The organism is Desulfobacula sp., from assembly GCF_014237455.1.
Lineage (GTDB): Bacteria > Desulfobacterota > Desulfobacteria > Desulfobacterales > Desulfobacteraceae > Desulfobacula.
Genome location: NZ_JABZFL010000030.1, coordinates 1 through 16,541, shown reverse-complemented (window position 1 = coordinate 16,541; position 16,541 = coordinate 1). Strand labels below are relative to the sequence as shown.

Genomic DNA, 16,541 nt, shown 5'->3' with positions numbered 1-16,541 from the left:
CTTTATCCGTTTATGCTTTTTCAAATAATATGGCCAAAAACAAATTAAGAATAATTATTGTTTCTATTTTCGTACTTTTTGCCTTCCTGATAAGCTGCGGACTTTTCTTTTACCTTGAGTTAACATCCTTTATTAAAAAACCCGTAAATCCTTCTGCCGTTGAAAAAATTTTTACCATCAAAGCCGGTCAAAGCCTTGCGGTCATTGCAAAAAACCTTGAAAAAGAATCCATCATATCAAATAGAACATATTTTACATTATTCACAAAAATAAAAAAAGCCGGCAAAAACCTTCAGGCGGGAGAATATCTTCTGTCTGCATCAAAATCCCCTGACCAGATTCTTAAAATCCTTATCAAAGGCAAAGTTAGATTATACAGGATAACTCTTCCGGAAGGATTGAATATAAAAGAGGTTGCAGGTTTAGTTGAAAAGGCAAATTTCTGCAATATTACAAAATTTGTGGATCTTTGCCATAACAAATCCTTTATCCTCTCGTTAGGAATCCAATCAACAACTCTGGAAGGCTGGGTTTTCCCGGACACTTATTTTTTCCCAAAGGATACTTCCTGTGAAGATATCATTACCACTATGGTTACACGTTTTAAAATTATTTTCACTGAACAATGGAAAGCCCGGGCAAAAACTCTTGGCTTTTCTGTCCATGATATTGTGACCCTTGCATCCATTATTGAAAAAGAGACGGGAGATGCTTCAGAAAGGCCCTTGATCTCTTCGGTTTTTCATAATCGACTAAAAAAAAATATGCGGCTGGAAAGTGATCCCACCGTCATATACGGCATAAAAAACTTTGACGGCAACATTAAAAGAAAACACCTTAAAATGGTAACCCCTTATAATACCTATCAAATCAAGGGGCTTCCCATGGGTCCCATTGCAAACCCCGGAGCCAAATCATTGCAGGCAGCCTTGTATCCTGCTCAAACCGGGTATCTGTTTTTTGTTTCCAAAAAAGATACCACCCATCAATTTTCAAAAACCATCCAAGAGCACAATCAGGCAGTCAAAAAGTACCAGCTTAGAAAAAAATAATCATTCAAAGCGTTCAAATTGTTTCAAATAAACAATCACAGCACCGCTTTTAGATTTCTTTTTTTTATCCCATTCATACCCGATAACCAGGTTCTGTTTTTTCATTTCTTTGCATATATCCTCAACAACATCAGGCAATACCGGCCCAAGATCTGAATGGAGCCCTTTTCCAACAATAATTCTTAATGTAAAGAATCCCTGATGTTTGCAAGAAAGGATAAACGACCTGGCTTTGACCTGGGCCCCGATGGCGTTGTAACCATGCAGGTCCAGCTCAACTTCAACAGGCGGATACCGCTTTAATCTTTTTTTTACAGGCATGGGAGATGTTTTCTTTACAGGTTTTACTTCCCCGTTTTTAAAAGATTCCTCCAACAATTCGGCAAAATCTTCTTCGCCTCTATTTTCTGTGAAATTCCGGTCACCAGACAGAGTATCCAACACCGGCACCCCATGCTTGTTTATTTGAATTGTTTTTTTGTCTGTCTTTATCTCATTTTTTTCAAATGCCTTTGAAAAATCATGATCAGAATCAAAAATCGGCAGATCATTTTTGTTCTGTTTTTTTAAGTCTTTTTTCTGTTTATTCTCTTTGTTTCCCATAAAATTATTCTATCGTATTTCCCTTTAATTTACAAGATTTTCATGTCTCTTGTTCATTTGACAACACACCCCCTTCCTGCTATTGTCGGAATCATGATTAAAGGGAATATTGTAGAGTATATTGACCAGCAGAAAATTATTTCTGCTGTTATATTACAGGAAAAAAAAGGCAAATTAAGATTACTCAATGAGAATAATCGGGAAGTTAATTTTTCTGAAAAACGATTGTCTCATATATCACAGATATGCCTTGACACTTCTATTTCCAGGGACTCCATTGTCACCCAGTTAAAACAGCTCACACAAAACCGAAAAAAACTTTCCGAGGCCATAGACATTAAAGAATTATGGGAAATTCTTCATGAAGAATCTGAAGACATTGATATCGAAACCATGACCCTTTTCTGTTTTGATCCCCCCCTGACTTCGGACCATGAAGCAGCGGTTATTCGGGCCTTTTTTCACGACAGGCTCTATTTTAAATTCAATAAAATAATCTTTGCCCCTTATACGGCCGAACAGGTTAAAACCAAAAAAAGACAGATCAAAGAGGCTGAAAAAAGGGAAATCCTGATCCAAAAAGGTGCTGCATGGATCAATGATGTTTTAAACAATAAAAACGGCAGCAACACTAGGATTGATCAAAATATCATTGATGTTTTAAAATCCTATTATCTGTTTAACAATGATTCTGCTTCCTACCTGACTGCCAGAAATATTATCAAAAAATCACCCCTTAATTCACCTGAACAATTATTTAATGTATTTGTAAAGGCGGGGGTATGGGATCAAAATGAGAATACCAATCTTTTGGCCATGCAAATCCCCACTGTCTTTTCTCGAGATGTGCTGGAACAGGAAAAAAACCTGGCAAGCGCCCAGACTAACTTTTTTGACGACCCGTTAAGAAAGAACCTGATAAATACTCCCTTGATCACTATTGACGGCCAGTCCACACTTGATTTTGATGATGCTATAAGCCTTGAAAATACGGAAACCGGATATACGCTCGGAATACATATCATTGATGTTGATGCCTATGTTAAATCCAATGACCCGATAGATCTTGCGGCAAGGGATCGGGCCAGTTCCATTTACATGCCCGATGATAAACTGCCCATGATACCGCCCAATCTTTCTGAAAATCTTTGCAGCCTGAAAGAAAATGAAATAAGACCGGGTATCAGCACCATCATTAAAATGAACCGCTTTTTTAAAATTCTGGAATACGATATTGTCCCCAGTATCATCAAAGTTCATACGCAGATGAGCTATACCGAGGCAAACCTGTTAAACGGCAAAAATGACCCCATTACCACCCTCTATAAAATTGCAACACTATTGCGGGAAAAAAGACTCAAAGCCGGCGCTATTCAGATCACTCTGCCTGAAGTAAATGTATGGATCGAAGAAAATCAGGAGATCGGATATTTAAAAATTGACCGGGAAAACCCTGCACGCATGCTGGTCTCTGAAATGATGATCTTTGCCAATTCCCTGATGGCTGAATTTCTTGCAAACAACAACATGCCTGCTGTTTTCAGATCCCAACCAGCACCTAAACAAAGACTGTTCAAAGGTATTGAAACCTCTTTAACCCTGAATTTTATGCAAAGAAAACAATTGAGCCGTGCAATGGTCGGAACAGATCCGGAAATCCATTCGGGTCTGGGTGTCAAAGCATATGCCACCGCTACATCCCCCATCAGAAGATATCATGACCTTCTGACACAGCGGCAGATAAAGGCTATTTTCGGATATCACAAAGCTTACTCCAAGGCTGAACTTGAAAACATTCTCCAATCCATTTCACTGACCATTGCCAATGTCGGCAGGGTACAGGCATCAAGAAAGCGATACTGGATTATCAAGTATCTGGAATCCATGCGGGGAAGCACCTATGAAGCCTTGGTTCTTGATTGTCACAGGGATCACTATAATGTGCTGATAAAGGAATTCATGTTTGAAGCAAAACTTCCCCCAAGCGGAATCAAACTCAAGTACGGGGATATCGTCCAGGTCACCATCCAACATGCTGATGCAAGACGTGACCAGCTCTCTTTGTTTGTATAAAAAAAGCAGGACAAGAAATCTCTGCCCTGCTTTTTTAAAAATCCAATATAAATAAATTTAGTGTTTAAAACTTCTCTGCCCAGTATAAACCATTGTTGCATCATTCTCATTACATGCTTCAACAGACTGATAATCGTTCATAGACCCGCCAGGCTGAACCACGGCTTTCACCCCCTGCGCAAGTCCCACGTCAATACCGTCCCTGAAAGGGAAAAATGCATCAGACACCATGGCAGATCCGATAAGACCGCCCTTGACTTCTTTAACATCATTTTCAATTTGCTCTCTCTTATCAGCATCCGTCAGATCGGCAAAGGAGATCTCATGTCTTTCAAAGCAGTACCTGTCAGCAAGTTTTCTATAGGCCTTGTCTACGGCAATTTCTGCAACCCCTACCCTGTCCTGCTCACCCGTTCCGATCCCTACGGTGACATTGTCTTTCACATAAATCACTGAATTGGAGGTAATGCCGGATTCCACCAGCCATCCGAACAGCATATCTTCATACTCCTGTTTTGCAGGCTCTCGGTTGATCTTGTATGATTCTCCTTTATACTCGGTTACCGCCACAACCAGATCTTTCTCAGACAGGGTTTGGGGAACAAAGGACCATTGAGCCACCATCCCACCGTCCATCAGGGTTTTAAAATCAATCACCCGTTCACCGATAAAGGTTTGAAGCGTATCAATATTATTAATCCGGATTACCCGTAAATTTTTCCTGGCACCCAATATATCGATAACCCCGTCTTCAAATTCCGGTGCCACCACAACTTCTGCATACTGGCTGGCGATGGCCTGTGCCGTGGCCTTATCAACGGCCTTATTCAGTGCAATACAACCGCCAAAGGCTGCCACACGGTCCGCCATATAAGCTTTGTGATAGGCCTCTTCAAGGCTTTGCGCCCTTGCAGCCCCGCAAGGATTATTATGTTTGACAATCACGGCGCACGGGGTATCGGTAAAATATCTTAAGATGTTCAAGGCATTGTCCGCATCGGTAAGGTTAGTTTTTCCCGGATGCTTGCCTGATTGCAGTAATTCAATATCAGACACCAGGTATTTACCCGGGGTAATGGTCTGGGCATCGCCAAGGGAAAGGTTGCCGTTGACAAGCCGGTAAAGCGCTGCTTCCTGCCCTGGATTTTCACCATACCTTAATCCCTTGTTCACCCCGTCAATCACCCATGAAACTTTTTCATAAAAAAGGGTCTGTCGCTTATCTCCATCAACAAAAGACACTTCCATCTGCGGGGTAAAATGATCATCCATAATTGTTTTGTACATCGCTTTGAGATCTTTGGACATGGCTTATTCTCCTGATTTATAGCATGATTTAACATCATTTATCGATTTTTCGGCAAGATAACCGGCAATGGTTTTATCATAGACTGCTGTGTGCTCAAATGCTTTTTGGGCAAGCCCAAACCTGTCCTCAAAGGATAAAGATCCGTTATTGGCCTTAAGTTTTTCCAGAATCAAAGGATAGGTGGAAGGATCAACCACCGATGCCACCCGGATAAAGTTTTTGGCAGATGCCCGGATCATGGTCGGGCCGCCGATATCAATATTTCCCCTGGCATCTTCCAAACTCACCCCTTGTCTGGCAATGGTTTCACTAAAGGGATAAAGATTCACCACCACCATATCAATGGCACGGGCAGCGGTTCTTTTTAAATCCTCCTGGTGGGCATCATTATAGGTTTCTGTCAACAGACCCAGATAAATTTTAAAATCAAGGGTTTTGACAAGTCCTCCCTGGGTTTCAGGCTGACCCGTATAGTCTGACACCTGTTTTAAACACGTATCTGCTTTATCCCCCAGGATCTCTTTTATTTTACCATATGTCCCGCCGGTTGACAGAATCAAAATTTCCGGGTTCAACTCAACCAGTCCCGGAATAAAGGACTCCAGGCCTGATTTGTCAGACACACTCATCAGAAGGGTCTTGATTTCCACCTGATCATCAATTTTTTCCACAACATTCTTGCCCATAATCTTTCCTTAATTTTATAATGAAAGGTTAAAATTTTTTTCTTTTAATGACCCGATTAATAATATAATTAGCACCTTAAAGTCAAGTTTCTATACCAGGTGCGAAAGCCTCTCCAATAATGATCTTACTTTTTTCCATCGAATAAAATTCGATAATTTTAGCAATTTTTGGTAAGTTATTAAATTTTTATCCTTGACATTGCAATTTTATTCGGTATAAATAATATATTATCGAATTGTTCTGTATCTATTTGACCAAAATAACGAATTTAATCTTGGAGACCCCATGGATGATATTGACAGACACACCTTAAAAGCATTGCAGCAGGATGGACGAAAAAAAAACACTGAGCTTGCCAAAGAGACCGGACTTGCGCCATCCACCATGCTGGACCGGGTCAAAAAGCTTGAAGACAAGGGAATTCTTAAAGGATATCGGGCGATTGTGGATCCAGCAAAGCTGGGGCTGAAAGCCCAGGGGTTTGCCTGTATTTCCCTTGACCGGCACCGGGTCAAGGATATTGAACTATTGGAAAATGAAATCAATAAGATTTCCAATGTCCGTGCCTGCTACCATATTACCGGCAGGTTTGATTATCTTCTCCATGTCGTTGCCCCGGACATAGGCGATCTTGGCAAATTGATCAAAGAGAAGCTGGCCACCATTCCCGGCATGGGAAAAATCGAAACATTTATTGTATACGCAGAGGTCAAACCCGACCAGGGATGGCCTATTGACGCAGCTTCAGGTTAATAAAAACACACGAATAATCTAAAAAGGAGAATAAAATGGCTAAGAAAAAAGCAATCCATGATTTTTATAAAATGAAGAAAAAGAATGAAAAAGTCACCTGGCTGACATCCTATGATTTCCCCACTGCCCAGTTTGCAGAAGCAGCAGGACTTGATATGATTCTTGTGGGTGATTCCCTTGGCATGTGTGTCTATGGATACAAGGGGACGGTTCCTGTCACTATGGACCAATGTATTGTTCACAGTGATGCGGTTCGACGGGGTGCGCCCAACACATTTATTATTGGTGACATGCCGTTTATGAGTTACCAGACCTCTGATGTGGATGCGGTATATAATGCCGGCCGTTTCCTCAAAGAAGCAGACGTAGATGCCATCAAACTTGAGGGCGGCACCCGGGTGGCTTCAAGAATCAAGGCTATTGTGGAAGCAGGGATTGTTGTCATCGGGCATATTGGCCTGACCCCCCAGAGTTCAGGAGCGCTGGGCGGCCACAAAGCTCAGGGCAGAACAGCCAAAGATGCCGCCCTGGTTGTTGAAGATGCCCTGGCTGTTCAGGAGGCCGGGGCCCAGATGCTTCTGGTGGAAGCAGTTCCCCCGGAAGTAGCTCAATATATTGCCGACACCCTGACCATACCGGTATTCTCAATTGGTGCGGGAAAAGAATGTGACGGGCAGCTCTTGATTGTCAGCGACCTCATCGGTCAATTCCAGGCATTCACCCCGAAATTTGTTAAAAAATATTGCGATGTTGCCAGCATCATCACCGATGCCATGAAAGCCTATTGTGCAGATGTTCGGGAAGGCAGATTCCCGGAAGACCAGCACTGTTACCATATGATGGCAGGGGAAAAAGAAAAATTTCTGGCACAAATAAAAAAATAAAAGCCCAAAAAGAAAGGAATCACCATGACGGACCTTAAAGAAATGCTTAAAATTAAAACAAAAGATCTCGACATCGTTAATCAACTCGTCACAAGTCCTGACAACAAACAAGTTAAAGAACTTTGTGACCTGATTGAAAAATTTGGCGGTGCCAAAGCCATTAATGAAAAAGCTCAACAGGCCAGACACCCTGAAACCTTAATGAAACGTCTTAAAGAAATAAACTCTCCCTATGTTGCCGACCTTGAATGGCTGATGGAACAAAGGGATAAGAAAGCTTTTATTTCAATGGATGACTATTGCAAAAATATTCTGGGAAAAGATGCCGATGCCTCATCTATTGATTCTATCAATGCTGTAACCCTTGAAATCAGTGCCCTGCAGTTTTTCCCCTGGCTGATGGCCCAGGCCAAACAGGCCATTGAAAAAAAACAGCTCATGCCGGGCCGGATTATCAGGGTCAGAAACATGGCCGAACAGGTTGAAGATAACGGGGATATCATGGCTACAGCCCTTGCCATGCAGATTATCGGTGCCACCTACGTGGAATCCCTTGATACCCGGGGAACCGATGGCAGCAATGTTCACCTTGGCGGCCCTGGCACCATTACCGGGTATTTTGGCGGTATCGGGCAGCCCAATGACTATCCTATAAAATGGGCTGAAGAATACCTCCATTATTATACTAGCTATGGGATTCAGCAGGTGTTGAACGTAAATTCCGGTACTATTCTTTTAGGATACATGATGCACAGGCTGGGTGTGGACATTGAATTTAAGATCTCCGTATACGTGGGCAATGACAATCCATACTTTATCATGTGGACACTCATGACTGCCAAACTCTTCTCCCGGGAAGATGGCACCACATCTCTTGTGGGCTTTAACCTTTCCAACTCCGTGAACAATGAAACCATCCGACAGGCAAATATTATTAGAAAACAATTGGGCCTGGAAAAACAGGTTCGCTTTGAGCACCATATCACTGAAACTTATCAGTCAATTGTGAATCAACCCTACAACAGGAGAGATGAACTCATTGAAATTGCCAAAGAAGTTCCTAATATGGCTGCAAAACATGAAGGTGGAGAAATTGCTGTAGAGAAAGAAAGAGAACACCCATCCAACATTCTTGAATACTTTTTATCCAAACAGGAAGTTCTGGATAATGATCTGATGGACGAACTCCAAACCAATTATCTTGACAAACAGGATTCCGTCAACCTGACAGCACAGGCATTGATCAAGTCAGGCACCGGTATCATTGCAGCGAAAAATCTACATTAATTTAAAGCATAAGGAAATTTACAAATGATTCCGTCAAGAATGCATCAATTTTTGCACGATACCCTGCCCGAAAGTATCTGGAAAAACCGCCTGATCAAGGAAGGTCCTTCGAGATTTCTTGAATTCGGTCCCCTGAATGTTGACCGTCTTCAACGCCTGGGCATAAAAGTAGACCGCCTGGGGCCAAGGCTGGTGTCCTGCATGTGGAATGAAGAAAGTCCTGTGGAGATCGGCGGATTCCTTGTGGTGGACAACCTTGCCATGGGTCAGCCGTCCATGGGCGGCACAAGAATGCTGCCGGATATCACCCCGGATATTATCCATAATCTTGCAAGGGGCATGACCCTTAAAAATGCCGCAGCCGACCTTCCCTTTGGCGGTGGAAAATCCGGTATTGTAAGACCTGAAAATCTTTCTAAAGAAGGCCGGTATGAAGTCATAAAAGGATTTGGACAACTTTTAAAACGATATAAGGACATCTATATCCCCGGCCCGGATGTGGGGACCAATGACGCGGACATGAAAACCTTTGCCATTGAAAACGGCCTGAACAATGTCGTATCAAAACCGGCTGATATGGGCGGCAACAGAATCGATGAACTCGGCGGTGCTGCCAATGGTATTGTGGTAGCCACCAAAGCCCTGCTCGAACACCTGCCCAAATTAAAGCAACTGCCCCAGTTTAAAAACATGGTCATCCCCAACCCTTCGGACCTAGACATTCTCATCCAGGGATTTGGGGCTGTGGGTGCCCATGTGGGAAGAATTTTCCATGATTATGATTCTGAAAACTGCCCCATTATTAAAGGAATCAGTGATGTAGACGGCTATCTTTTAAATTCGAACGGGCTCCCCTGGAAACAGCTCTTTGATATGTGGAAAGAATTTGGTACCGTGACCCAGAAATATTTTCATGATCAAATCATGCACGAGGACCATCCTGAATTAAAAAACATGGTCTTTTCCAACTCTCCCAACAACCTTCTAACCGAATCCGCATTCTGTCTGGTTCCGGCATCGCCCGTATTCAACTACCTGGATGTGGATGCCGCCTCAAGCCCATCCATGACCACGGACAGGATGGGAAAATGGCAGATCATTGTTGAAGGGGCAAACACCTATTCTCCGAACCCTGCAAGAAAAGCGGAGCGCAGAAGAATGGAACGTCATGTTTACAGGGACAAAGGTGTGCTGATTGCAACGGATTACCTGGTAAACTCAGGCGGGGTCATTTATGCTGCCCATGAAAGGATTATTCCGACACCGAATCATCTGCTGATTCCCAAAGACCTTCTAGGAAATCCCAACGCCATTGAACCCTGGCTTGAAAAAAACCGAAGTGATTTTGCAAATCTTGCGGAAATTCGCAGAAAAGCTGCTGTTGAAAAGCTTGAAACAGTTATCCGGCGAAATATGGGAGAACTCATTGACGGTCTTTGCAAAGATGCAGACAGCCTGCCCTGTGAAATTGCAGAAAGAATAAGTGTTCAGAGAATTGCATCAAAAGAAAAATCAAGGACAGCACGGGATATCATGGAAGAAGCCCCCACCATCGGTGTAGACAAAAGCGTGACCGATGCAGCTCAATTGATAGTGGATGCCCATGTTACCATCGTCAATGTCGTGTCTGAAAAAGGCAAACTCATCGGTATCGTAACCTCCTGGGATATTACCAGGGCCATGGCGTCACAACTGCCCATGGATTCTCCATTGACCAAAATCATGACTGCAGACGTAATTACCAGCAGCCCCGATGCCACCATTATTGACTGTATCCGGAAGCTGGAGAATCATGAAATATCAGCCATGCCCATTGTTGAGAAAGACAAAGTGGTCGGTGTCATTTCAGGTGACATACTTGCCCGAAGAACACTCTTCCGGCTGTTGCAAACCATGACATAAGCGATCCAATCGCACCTCTTTACCCTTAACAGGCTGTCTTTCGGGATTATTCCCAAAGACAGCTTGTTTTTGCATCCAGTATATTGTAATTCTCAACTGGTTAGCGTATTTAATAGTTGTGAATATTGAGGAAATCAGAATTGACAATTTATTTCTTACAACTAAAATATATAAACCCTGCCAGGAGAAAACAATGACTGCTGATGTTTTTTTTATAGATTTAGAAACCACTTCAAAGGAAAACCTTCCCCAGAAACTTTCAAGGCTTGTTGAAAAAGCAGGGATTGAAAACATTTTAAACAAAAATGATCTGACCGCCGTAAAGATTCATTTTGGCGAGCAGGGCAATACTGCCTATATCCGTCCGGTTTTTATCAGAACAATCATCCGGACCATAAAAAAATATAAGGCCGGCCCTTTTCTCACCGATGCCAATACCCTCTATGTGGGGACAAGATCAGATTCTATCTCTCATATTCATACGGCCATTGAAAATGGATTCTCTTATTCTTCTATGGATGCCACTCCCATTATTATTGCCGATGGGTTAAGGGGGAAAAATGAAACAAAAATTAACGTGGGCCAGAAAAACTGCAAACATGTTTATATCGGATCTGAGATCATTGATGCAGATGCATTGGTTTCTGTGGCCCATTTTAAAGGCCATGAGCTCTCGGGGTTTGGCGGTACTCTGAAAAACCTTGGCATGGGATGTGCCTCCAGAAGAGGGAAACTTGACCAACATTCCAATGTCAGCCCAAAAATAAAAAGAAAAACCTGTATCGGGTGCGCCGAATGTGAAAAACACTGTCCTGCAGGCGCCATTCATCTTGAAGAAAAAAAAGCCTATCTTGATAAAAATAAATGCATCGGATGTGCTGAATGCATTGTCAGGTGCCCGACTGAATCGGTGAATATCAACTGGAATCAGACCGTCCCGGTGTTTCTTGAAAAAATGATGGAACATACTTTTGGTGTCCTTAAAAACAAAGAAAAAAAGGCTTTTTTCATCAACTTTATTACGGACATTACACCCAAATGCGATTGTCTGTCTTACAGCGAATCCCCCATTGTTAATAATGTGGGCGTTCTCGCATCCATCGATCCTGTCGCCATTGACCAGGCCAGTGCCGACCTTGTCAACCAGCAAAAAGCACTGCCCGGCACTGTTCTTGAGACAAATCTAAACCCTGGAGAAGATAAGTTCAAAGGTCTTTACCCCTCTGTTGACTGGGAACATCAGCTTGACTATGCCCAAAAAATAGGGCTTGGAACAAGAGAGTATAATCTGGTTAAATTAAAAACACTGTCATATAAAAAATAATTTAACCGGTCGATCATTTAAGTACCAAATCATCATATTCCGAGCTGTTTATTGCAGCCTTGACAATCACTGGACCAGAACAGGCAAATGCTTTTTGCAATGCTGTTTTATAAGCCGTCTGATCCGAAACGGTTAAAACCGGAACGCCAAGAAAAAAATCCGAGACCGGATGATCCTTTTCAGAAAGCAGGGTACCATACCCACATTGATAATTTTTCTTTTTTTGTTTAATCCGAATCAGTGAAAGCTCCTGATCCGATAGGAGTATAATTACAATTTGCAAATCCAGCCTTTGGGCGGTTGCCATTTCTCCTGCCGTCATTAAAAAACCGCCATCCCCCACGACACATACGACTTTTTTCTCAGGATGACATAATTTTGCAGCAATTGCCGCCGGTATGGCAAATCCCATTGAGGACCATCCATTTGTCATCAGCAGACATCCGGGTTCCGGTGTCCGCCATTGTTGTCCGATCAAATGCAGATGGGCACCGACATCACAGGTCATGATACCGTCATCGGGAAGTATTTTTCTCAATCCTTCAAGCACCGCCAGGGGACCAAATGACCCCTCGCAGGATTGTAAAGTTGCAAACATTTTTTGTTTTTGCTTCAGCACTGCATCCATATCCCATTTATTGTTCAAATGAGAAACAGTCATAAGCGATTGAAGTGAGATTTTTATATCCCCGACAACGTCTGCGGCAATCGTATGGGAATCGGTATCAAGATCCACTGGAACCGTATTAATATGAATGATGGGAGCATCAGAGACCCAGTCTTCATAATTCACTTCAACAGGATCATATCCAATACCAAGAATCAGATCTGCCTGCTGGTACGTCCGGCTGACAATATTTGCCAGTGCATGATTCAGAACACCGGCATATGAAGGGTGGTCTTCTGAAACCATTCCCTTGGCCATTGGGGTCAGAATAACAGGCAGCCGGAATTTTTCTATCACCTCATGTATCAAGGATTTTACATCTGTCTGTACCGCTGTAATTCCCAGAACAATCAGAGGGTTACAGGCCCGGGAAAACATCTCCTGCATTGTTTGTATCACAGACAATGCTGCCGGTTTTCTTTTTGGAAGCGGCGTTAATTGTATGTGGTCTTCTTGGCTCTTTTTGTTGCTGATATCCGAAGGAATTCCGACGTGCACCGGTCCGGGTATTCCGGAACCGGCAATCCGGGCAGCCTCTAAAAGTGTTTCCCTGACCGTGCCGGTCTTTAAACGGGTCGTCCACTTTGTAATCGGCTTAAAGAATGCCTGATGATCAATATTCATCTGGACGGTGCGATGCCGTTTTTCTTCCGGCATTTCATCTGTAAAGGCCAGCAGCGGAGACCGGTCAAGCAGTGCTCCGCCCACACCGGTTGAAAGATTTGTCGCGCCTGGGCCAAAAGTGGCAAAACAAGCGCCGGGAATACCGGTCAGTCTGCCACAGACATATGCCATAAAGCCGGCACTGGCTTCATGACTGACAAGTATAAAATCAATCTTCCCTGTTTTACGGATGGCCTCAATATAGTCAATCATGCTGCCGCTTGGGACCCCGAAAACATATCGAACACCGATTTCCTTAAGCGTTTCAGAAAATTGGCGAGCCACTGTAATCATTTAGTTTAACCCCTTCCAATGGCTATTGAACAGGATAGGTCTTGCCTTCCAGTTTAAAAAACAATTGTCCATTCTTTTCTTCCATAAACTTTGAAATTTTTAAAAGCGCGCGATCTTTAAACTTAACCTGGTGTTCAGCGGTTTGAATGTAGAGGTTGTCATCCCTGGTAAAAAGTTGTTTTGGATCAAATTTTATTGTGTCATTGTTATTTAATGTGAGGAGGATATTTTCATTCACTTTTATATCAAAAACAAAAAGGGCTGTGTCTTCATAAGGAAAATATACTTTTTCATCAACCTCATCCGTCACCTGGTGGATATAATACCCGTTTTTATCTTTTTTTATGGATGCGTTAAAATATTTTATGATTTTAGGATGCTCGAACTTTCCGTGTTCATTATGCCAGTCACCATTTTTATCCATCCAGAAAACGGCATCTTCTTTTGATATAATAATTTCTTTTGGCTTTTCTGACACTATCCATCCACCTTTAATTTTGCCTTTTTATATATTCAGGCAACTATTAAATTTAAATCAAGACGCCATCAAACTCCATAATACACCAGCGGCGATAGCTGATCCGATAACACCGGACACATTGGGCGCCATGGCATGCATCAATAAAAAGTTGGTGGGGTCTTCTTTCTGGCCGACCATCTGAACAACGCGGGCTGAATCCGGAACAGCAGACACACCGGCTGCCCCTAAAAGCGGATTGATCTTTATCTTTAAAAACAGATTCATGAACTTGGCAAAAAGAACGCCGGATGCTGTGGCAATACTGAATGAGAGTGCACCAAGGGCGAAAATTCCAATCGAGCTTGGTACAAGAAAAATATCTCCCTGAGTACTTGCACCAACTGTAATCCCCAATAGTATGGTTGCTGTATCAATGAGGGAATTTCTTGCGGTCTGAGCAAGTCTTTCCGTTACAACAGCCTCTTTTAAGAGATTGCCGAAGCAGAGCATTCCAAGCAATGGCAGGGCGGCAGGGGCCAGAAAACAGCAGAGGAGGAATGCAACAATGGGAAAAATTATTTTTTCTCTTTTTGTAACTTCCCTGGGCTCTTCCATTCGTATCAACCGCTCTTTTCTTGAAGTCAAAAGCCTCATAATCGGAGGCTGAATAACCGGAACCAGCGCCATGTATGAGTAGGCTGCCACGGCAATGGGGCCGATCAAGTGGGGTGCCAGTTTTGCTGTAAGGAAAATGGCGGTCGGGCCATCAGCGCCACCGATAATTCCGATGGAAGAGGCTTCATTAGGGGCAAACCCGAGGGCCAGTGCACCCAGAAATGTTATAAAAATACCGGTCTGGGCAGCTGCCCCTAAAAGCATTAGAATCGGCCTTGCCAAAAGGGTGGAAAAATCTGTCATAGCCCCTATGCCAAGGAAAATAAGGGGCGGATATATCCCTTGTGTCACACCGAAATATAAATAATGGAGAACTGAGTTGTCTTCATAAATACTTAAACCCAGTCCCTGGAATACGGGAATATTTCCCATGAGGATACCAAATCCAATGGGAACCAGGAGCAGCGGTTCATAATCTTTGGCAATTCCAAGATAGACAAACACCAACCCTACAACAATCATGATAAGGTAACGGTAGTCCCACAGGTAAAACCCTGTGTTGTGATAAAACTCTATAAATAACACATCCATTTTATTTCCTTTTACTTGTCATTTTTTTTAAGAAATTTGTTCTATTATAAAATGGCTTTGTCAAACGTCTCTTTTTCCCATGTAAAAAAACCTGAGCCATCGGGGATAATTATCTTTGTTTCGAGAAGGTTATTAAGAGTTGAATGAGGATTTTTTAAATCACTGATTTGGGCAAGATGGAGCAGTCTTGGCAATGAAAAATGATCTTCCATGGTTCTTATAAGAAGGCCGAATTGCTTTACAACCTCTTTTTGGCTTTCCGTAAAAATTGCCTGATCGGCTATTTCCTTTTCCTGCAATTTGTCTGACTGATCTTCAGGTTGTTTTATTTTAAAGAGTGCTTTAATCTTTGAAGGATTTTCCCACAAAGCCAATACCTTATGAAGCTGTGAGATCACAAGGGAAAGCATGACAAGACCTGAAAATACGATTGATACTCCGACAACGGAAATAGCCCACCCATTGTTGGCATTGATTGCTTCTAATCCGTACAAACGTCTACCTCCATTAAAAATGTTCCAAAAGATTTATGTCTTCAATATTTTTTGCAAACGATGCTGTTTTGTCAAGATATTCCTGCCAGGACACCATAATGGTGGCTGCTGCTTCAGAATCTTCCTGAATAACGGCTAAAAAATCCTGCCTTGGTACGGCAAACACACTTCCATTTCCAAGAACAGTCATGGTCGTTTTATAAATGCCTCCGGCAGATAACAATTCCAGTCCGATGAAATCCCCGGGTGTATTTAGAACAACTGATCTGCCTTCTTCCATGGCAAGCAAAACAGTACCATTGTTTAATAAAAAAAAGAATTGTGCGACATCTTTGGCATTTGTAATGATATCTCCCGGGTGTATTTCCCGTTTCTCAAAAAGTGATTCCAGCCTTTGAATATCATCTTCCCCAAGAGAACTGAAGATAGATGATTTGTTTAAAATTTCTTTAATATTACTCATTATTTTCCCGTAACATTTAAAACCATACTTGTTTTAAAAACATTCATTCAACCATATTTTATAAATCCTGTCGATAGGAAAGTGATAAGTTACCTCTATATATGATTTTGTTTTACAAAAAAAACGATTGGTTTTTCCAAAACTGGATATTTGCCATAAAAAATATCGCCTAACCCGTCACAGGCTATTTACAATCTATAATTTCATATGGTTATGTCCCCGGCTGATCCCCTTCCGTCCGCTGGATGGACATTGCAACACGGTTTAAGCTTACCTTCGCTGACCGCCATGAACTCGCTCGTTCTTCGATAAAATGAGAAAGATGGTCTCCTTTGAGGTAGAACCTCAAATGTGTTAATTGATTTAATTGGGTAAGAAAATACAATAACACAAAATAAGGAGACCAAATGGAAGATAACA

General features: G+C 42.4%; 16 protein-coding genes. 7 read left to right on the top strand and 9 right to left on the bottom strand.

Annotated features, from left to right (window positions below; genetic code table 11):
* Positions 1 to 29 precede the first annotated feature (29 nt).
* Complete coding sequence (gene mltG, locus HGJ91_RS04365; protein ID WP_291346482.1) at positions 30 to 1,052, top strand: endolytic transglycosylase MltG; 1,023 nt, start codon at positions 30 to 32, stop codon at positions 1,050 to 1,052.
* On the opposite strand, the gene HGJ91_RS04360 is transcribed toward mltG, so the two are convergent.
* Positions 1,053 to 1,655 (bottom strand): Smr/MutS family protein, encoded by a 603-nt coding sequence (locus tag HGJ91_RS04360; RefSeq protein ID WP_291346481.1) that lies wholly within the window; start codon positions 1,653 to 1,655, stop codon positions 1,053 to 1,055. It lies immediately after the preceding gene.
* A gap of 42 nt (positions 1,656 to 1,697) precedes the next feature.
* On the opposite strand from HGJ91_RS04360, the gene HGJ91_RS04355 reads away from it, so the two are divergent.
* On the top strand, positions 1,698 to 3,728 hold the full coding sequence (locus HGJ91_RS04355; protein ID WP_291346480.1) for an RNB domain-containing ribonuclease: 2,031 nt from the start codon (positions 1,698 to 1,700) through the stop codon (positions 3,726 to 3,728).
* A 57-nt stretch (positions 3,729 to 3,785) separates the two neighbouring features.
* Here HGJ91_RS04355 and HGJ91_RS04350 read toward each other — a convergent pair whose 3' ends face one another.
* Positions 3,786 to 5,036, bottom strand: coding sequence for an IMP cyclohydrolase (locus HGJ91_RS04350; RefSeq protein WP_291346479.1), 1,251 nt, complete (start codon positions 5,034 to 5,036; stop codon positions 3,786 to 3,788).
* A gap of 3 nt (positions 5,037 to 5,039) precedes the next feature.
* A complete protein-coding gene (locus tag HGJ91_RS04345; RefSeq protein ID WP_291346478.1) occupies positions 5,040 to 5,723 on the bottom strand; it encodes a hypothetical protein in 684 nt (227 codons plus the stop codon).
* Between the two features lie 286 nt (positions 5,724 to 6,009).
* Between HGJ91_RS04345 and HGJ91_RS04340 the strand changes: the two genes are divergently transcribed.
* The 5 genes from HGJ91_RS04340 to HGJ91_RS04320 all read left to right on the top strand — a co-directional run bounded on the left by HGJ91_RS04340 (position 6,010) and on the right by HGJ91_RS04320 (position 11,874).
* Positions 6,010 to 6,477, top strand: coding sequence for an Lrp/AsnC family transcriptional regulator (locus HGJ91_RS04340; protein WP_291346477.1), 468 nt, complete (start codon positions 6,010 to 6,012; stop codon positions 6,475 to 6,477).
* A gap of 35 nt (positions 6,478 to 6,512) precedes the next feature.
* Positions 6,513 to 7,361: a 3-methyl-2-oxobutanoate hydroxymethyltransferase gene (panB, locus tag HGJ91_RS04335; RefSeq protein WP_291346476.1), complete on the top strand. Its 849-nt coding sequence runs from the start codon at positions 6,513 to 6,515 to the stop codon at positions 7,359 to 7,361.
* Positions 7,362 to 7,385: 24 nt separating this feature from the next.
* On the top strand, positions 7,386 to 8,648 hold the full coding sequence (locus tag HGJ91_RS04330; protein ID WP_291346475.1) for a hypothetical protein: 1,263 nt from the start codon (positions 7,386 to 7,388) through the stop codon (positions 8,646 to 8,648).
* 24 nt (positions 8,649 to 8,672) lie between these two features.
* Complete coding sequence (locus HGJ91_RS04325; protein ID WP_291346474.1) at positions 8,673 to 10,550, top strand: CBS domain-containing protein; 1,878 nt, start codon at positions 8,673 to 8,675, stop codon at positions 10,548 to 10,550.
* A gap of 193 nt (positions 10,551 to 10,743) precedes the next feature.
* On the top strand, positions 10,744 to 11,874 hold the full coding sequence (locus HGJ91_RS04320; RefSeq protein WP_291346473.1) for a DUF362 domain-containing protein: 1,131 nt from the start codon (positions 10,744 to 10,746) through the stop codon (positions 11,872 to 11,874).
* Positions 11,875 to 11,887: 13 nt separating this feature from the next.
* Here the strand turns inward: HGJ91_RS04320 and HGJ91_RS04315 are convergent, their stop codons facing one another.
* The 6 genes from HGJ91_RS04315 to HGJ91_RS04290 form a co-directional block, all read right to left on the bottom strand.
* A complete protein-coding gene (locus HGJ91_RS04315; RefSeq protein ID WP_291346472.1) occupies positions 11,888 to 13,498 on the bottom strand; it encodes a thiamine pyrophosphate-binding protein in 1,611 nt (536 codons plus the stop codon).
* Between the two features lie 22 nt (positions 13,499 to 13,520).
* Positions 13,521 to 13,976: an MFS transporter permease gene (locus HGJ91_RS04310; protein ID WP_291346471.1), complete on the bottom strand. Its 456-nt coding sequence runs from the start codon at positions 13,974 to 13,976 to the stop codon at positions 13,521 to 13,523.
* 57 nt (positions 13,977 to 14,033) lie between these two features.
* Positions 14,034 to 15,164: a sodium ion-translocating decarboxylase subunit beta gene (locus HGJ91_RS04305; protein ID WP_291346470.1), complete on the bottom strand. Its 1,131-nt coding sequence runs from the start codon at positions 15,162 to 15,164 to the stop codon at positions 14,034 to 14,036.
* 44 nt (positions 15,165 to 15,208) lie between these two features.
* Positions 15,209 to 15,658 carry an OadG family protein gene (locus HGJ91_RS04300; RefSeq protein ID WP_291346469.1) on the bottom strand — a complete coding sequence of 150 codons (450 nt, stop codon included), beginning with the start codon at positions 15,656 to 15,658 and terminating at the stop codon, positions 15,209 to 15,211.
* Positions 15,659 to 15,671: 13 nt separating this feature from the next.
* On the bottom strand, positions 15,672 to 16,121 hold the full coding sequence (locus HGJ91_RS04295; RefSeq protein WP_291346468.1) for a Crp/Fnr family transcriptional regulator: 450 nt from the start codon (positions 16,119 to 16,121) through the stop codon (positions 15,672 to 15,674).
* 211 nt (positions 16,122 to 16,332) lie between these two features.
* On the bottom strand, positions 16,333 to 16,541 hold a 209-nt coding region (locus HGJ91_RS04290), incomplete at its 5' end, for a hypothetical protein (protein WP_291346467.1).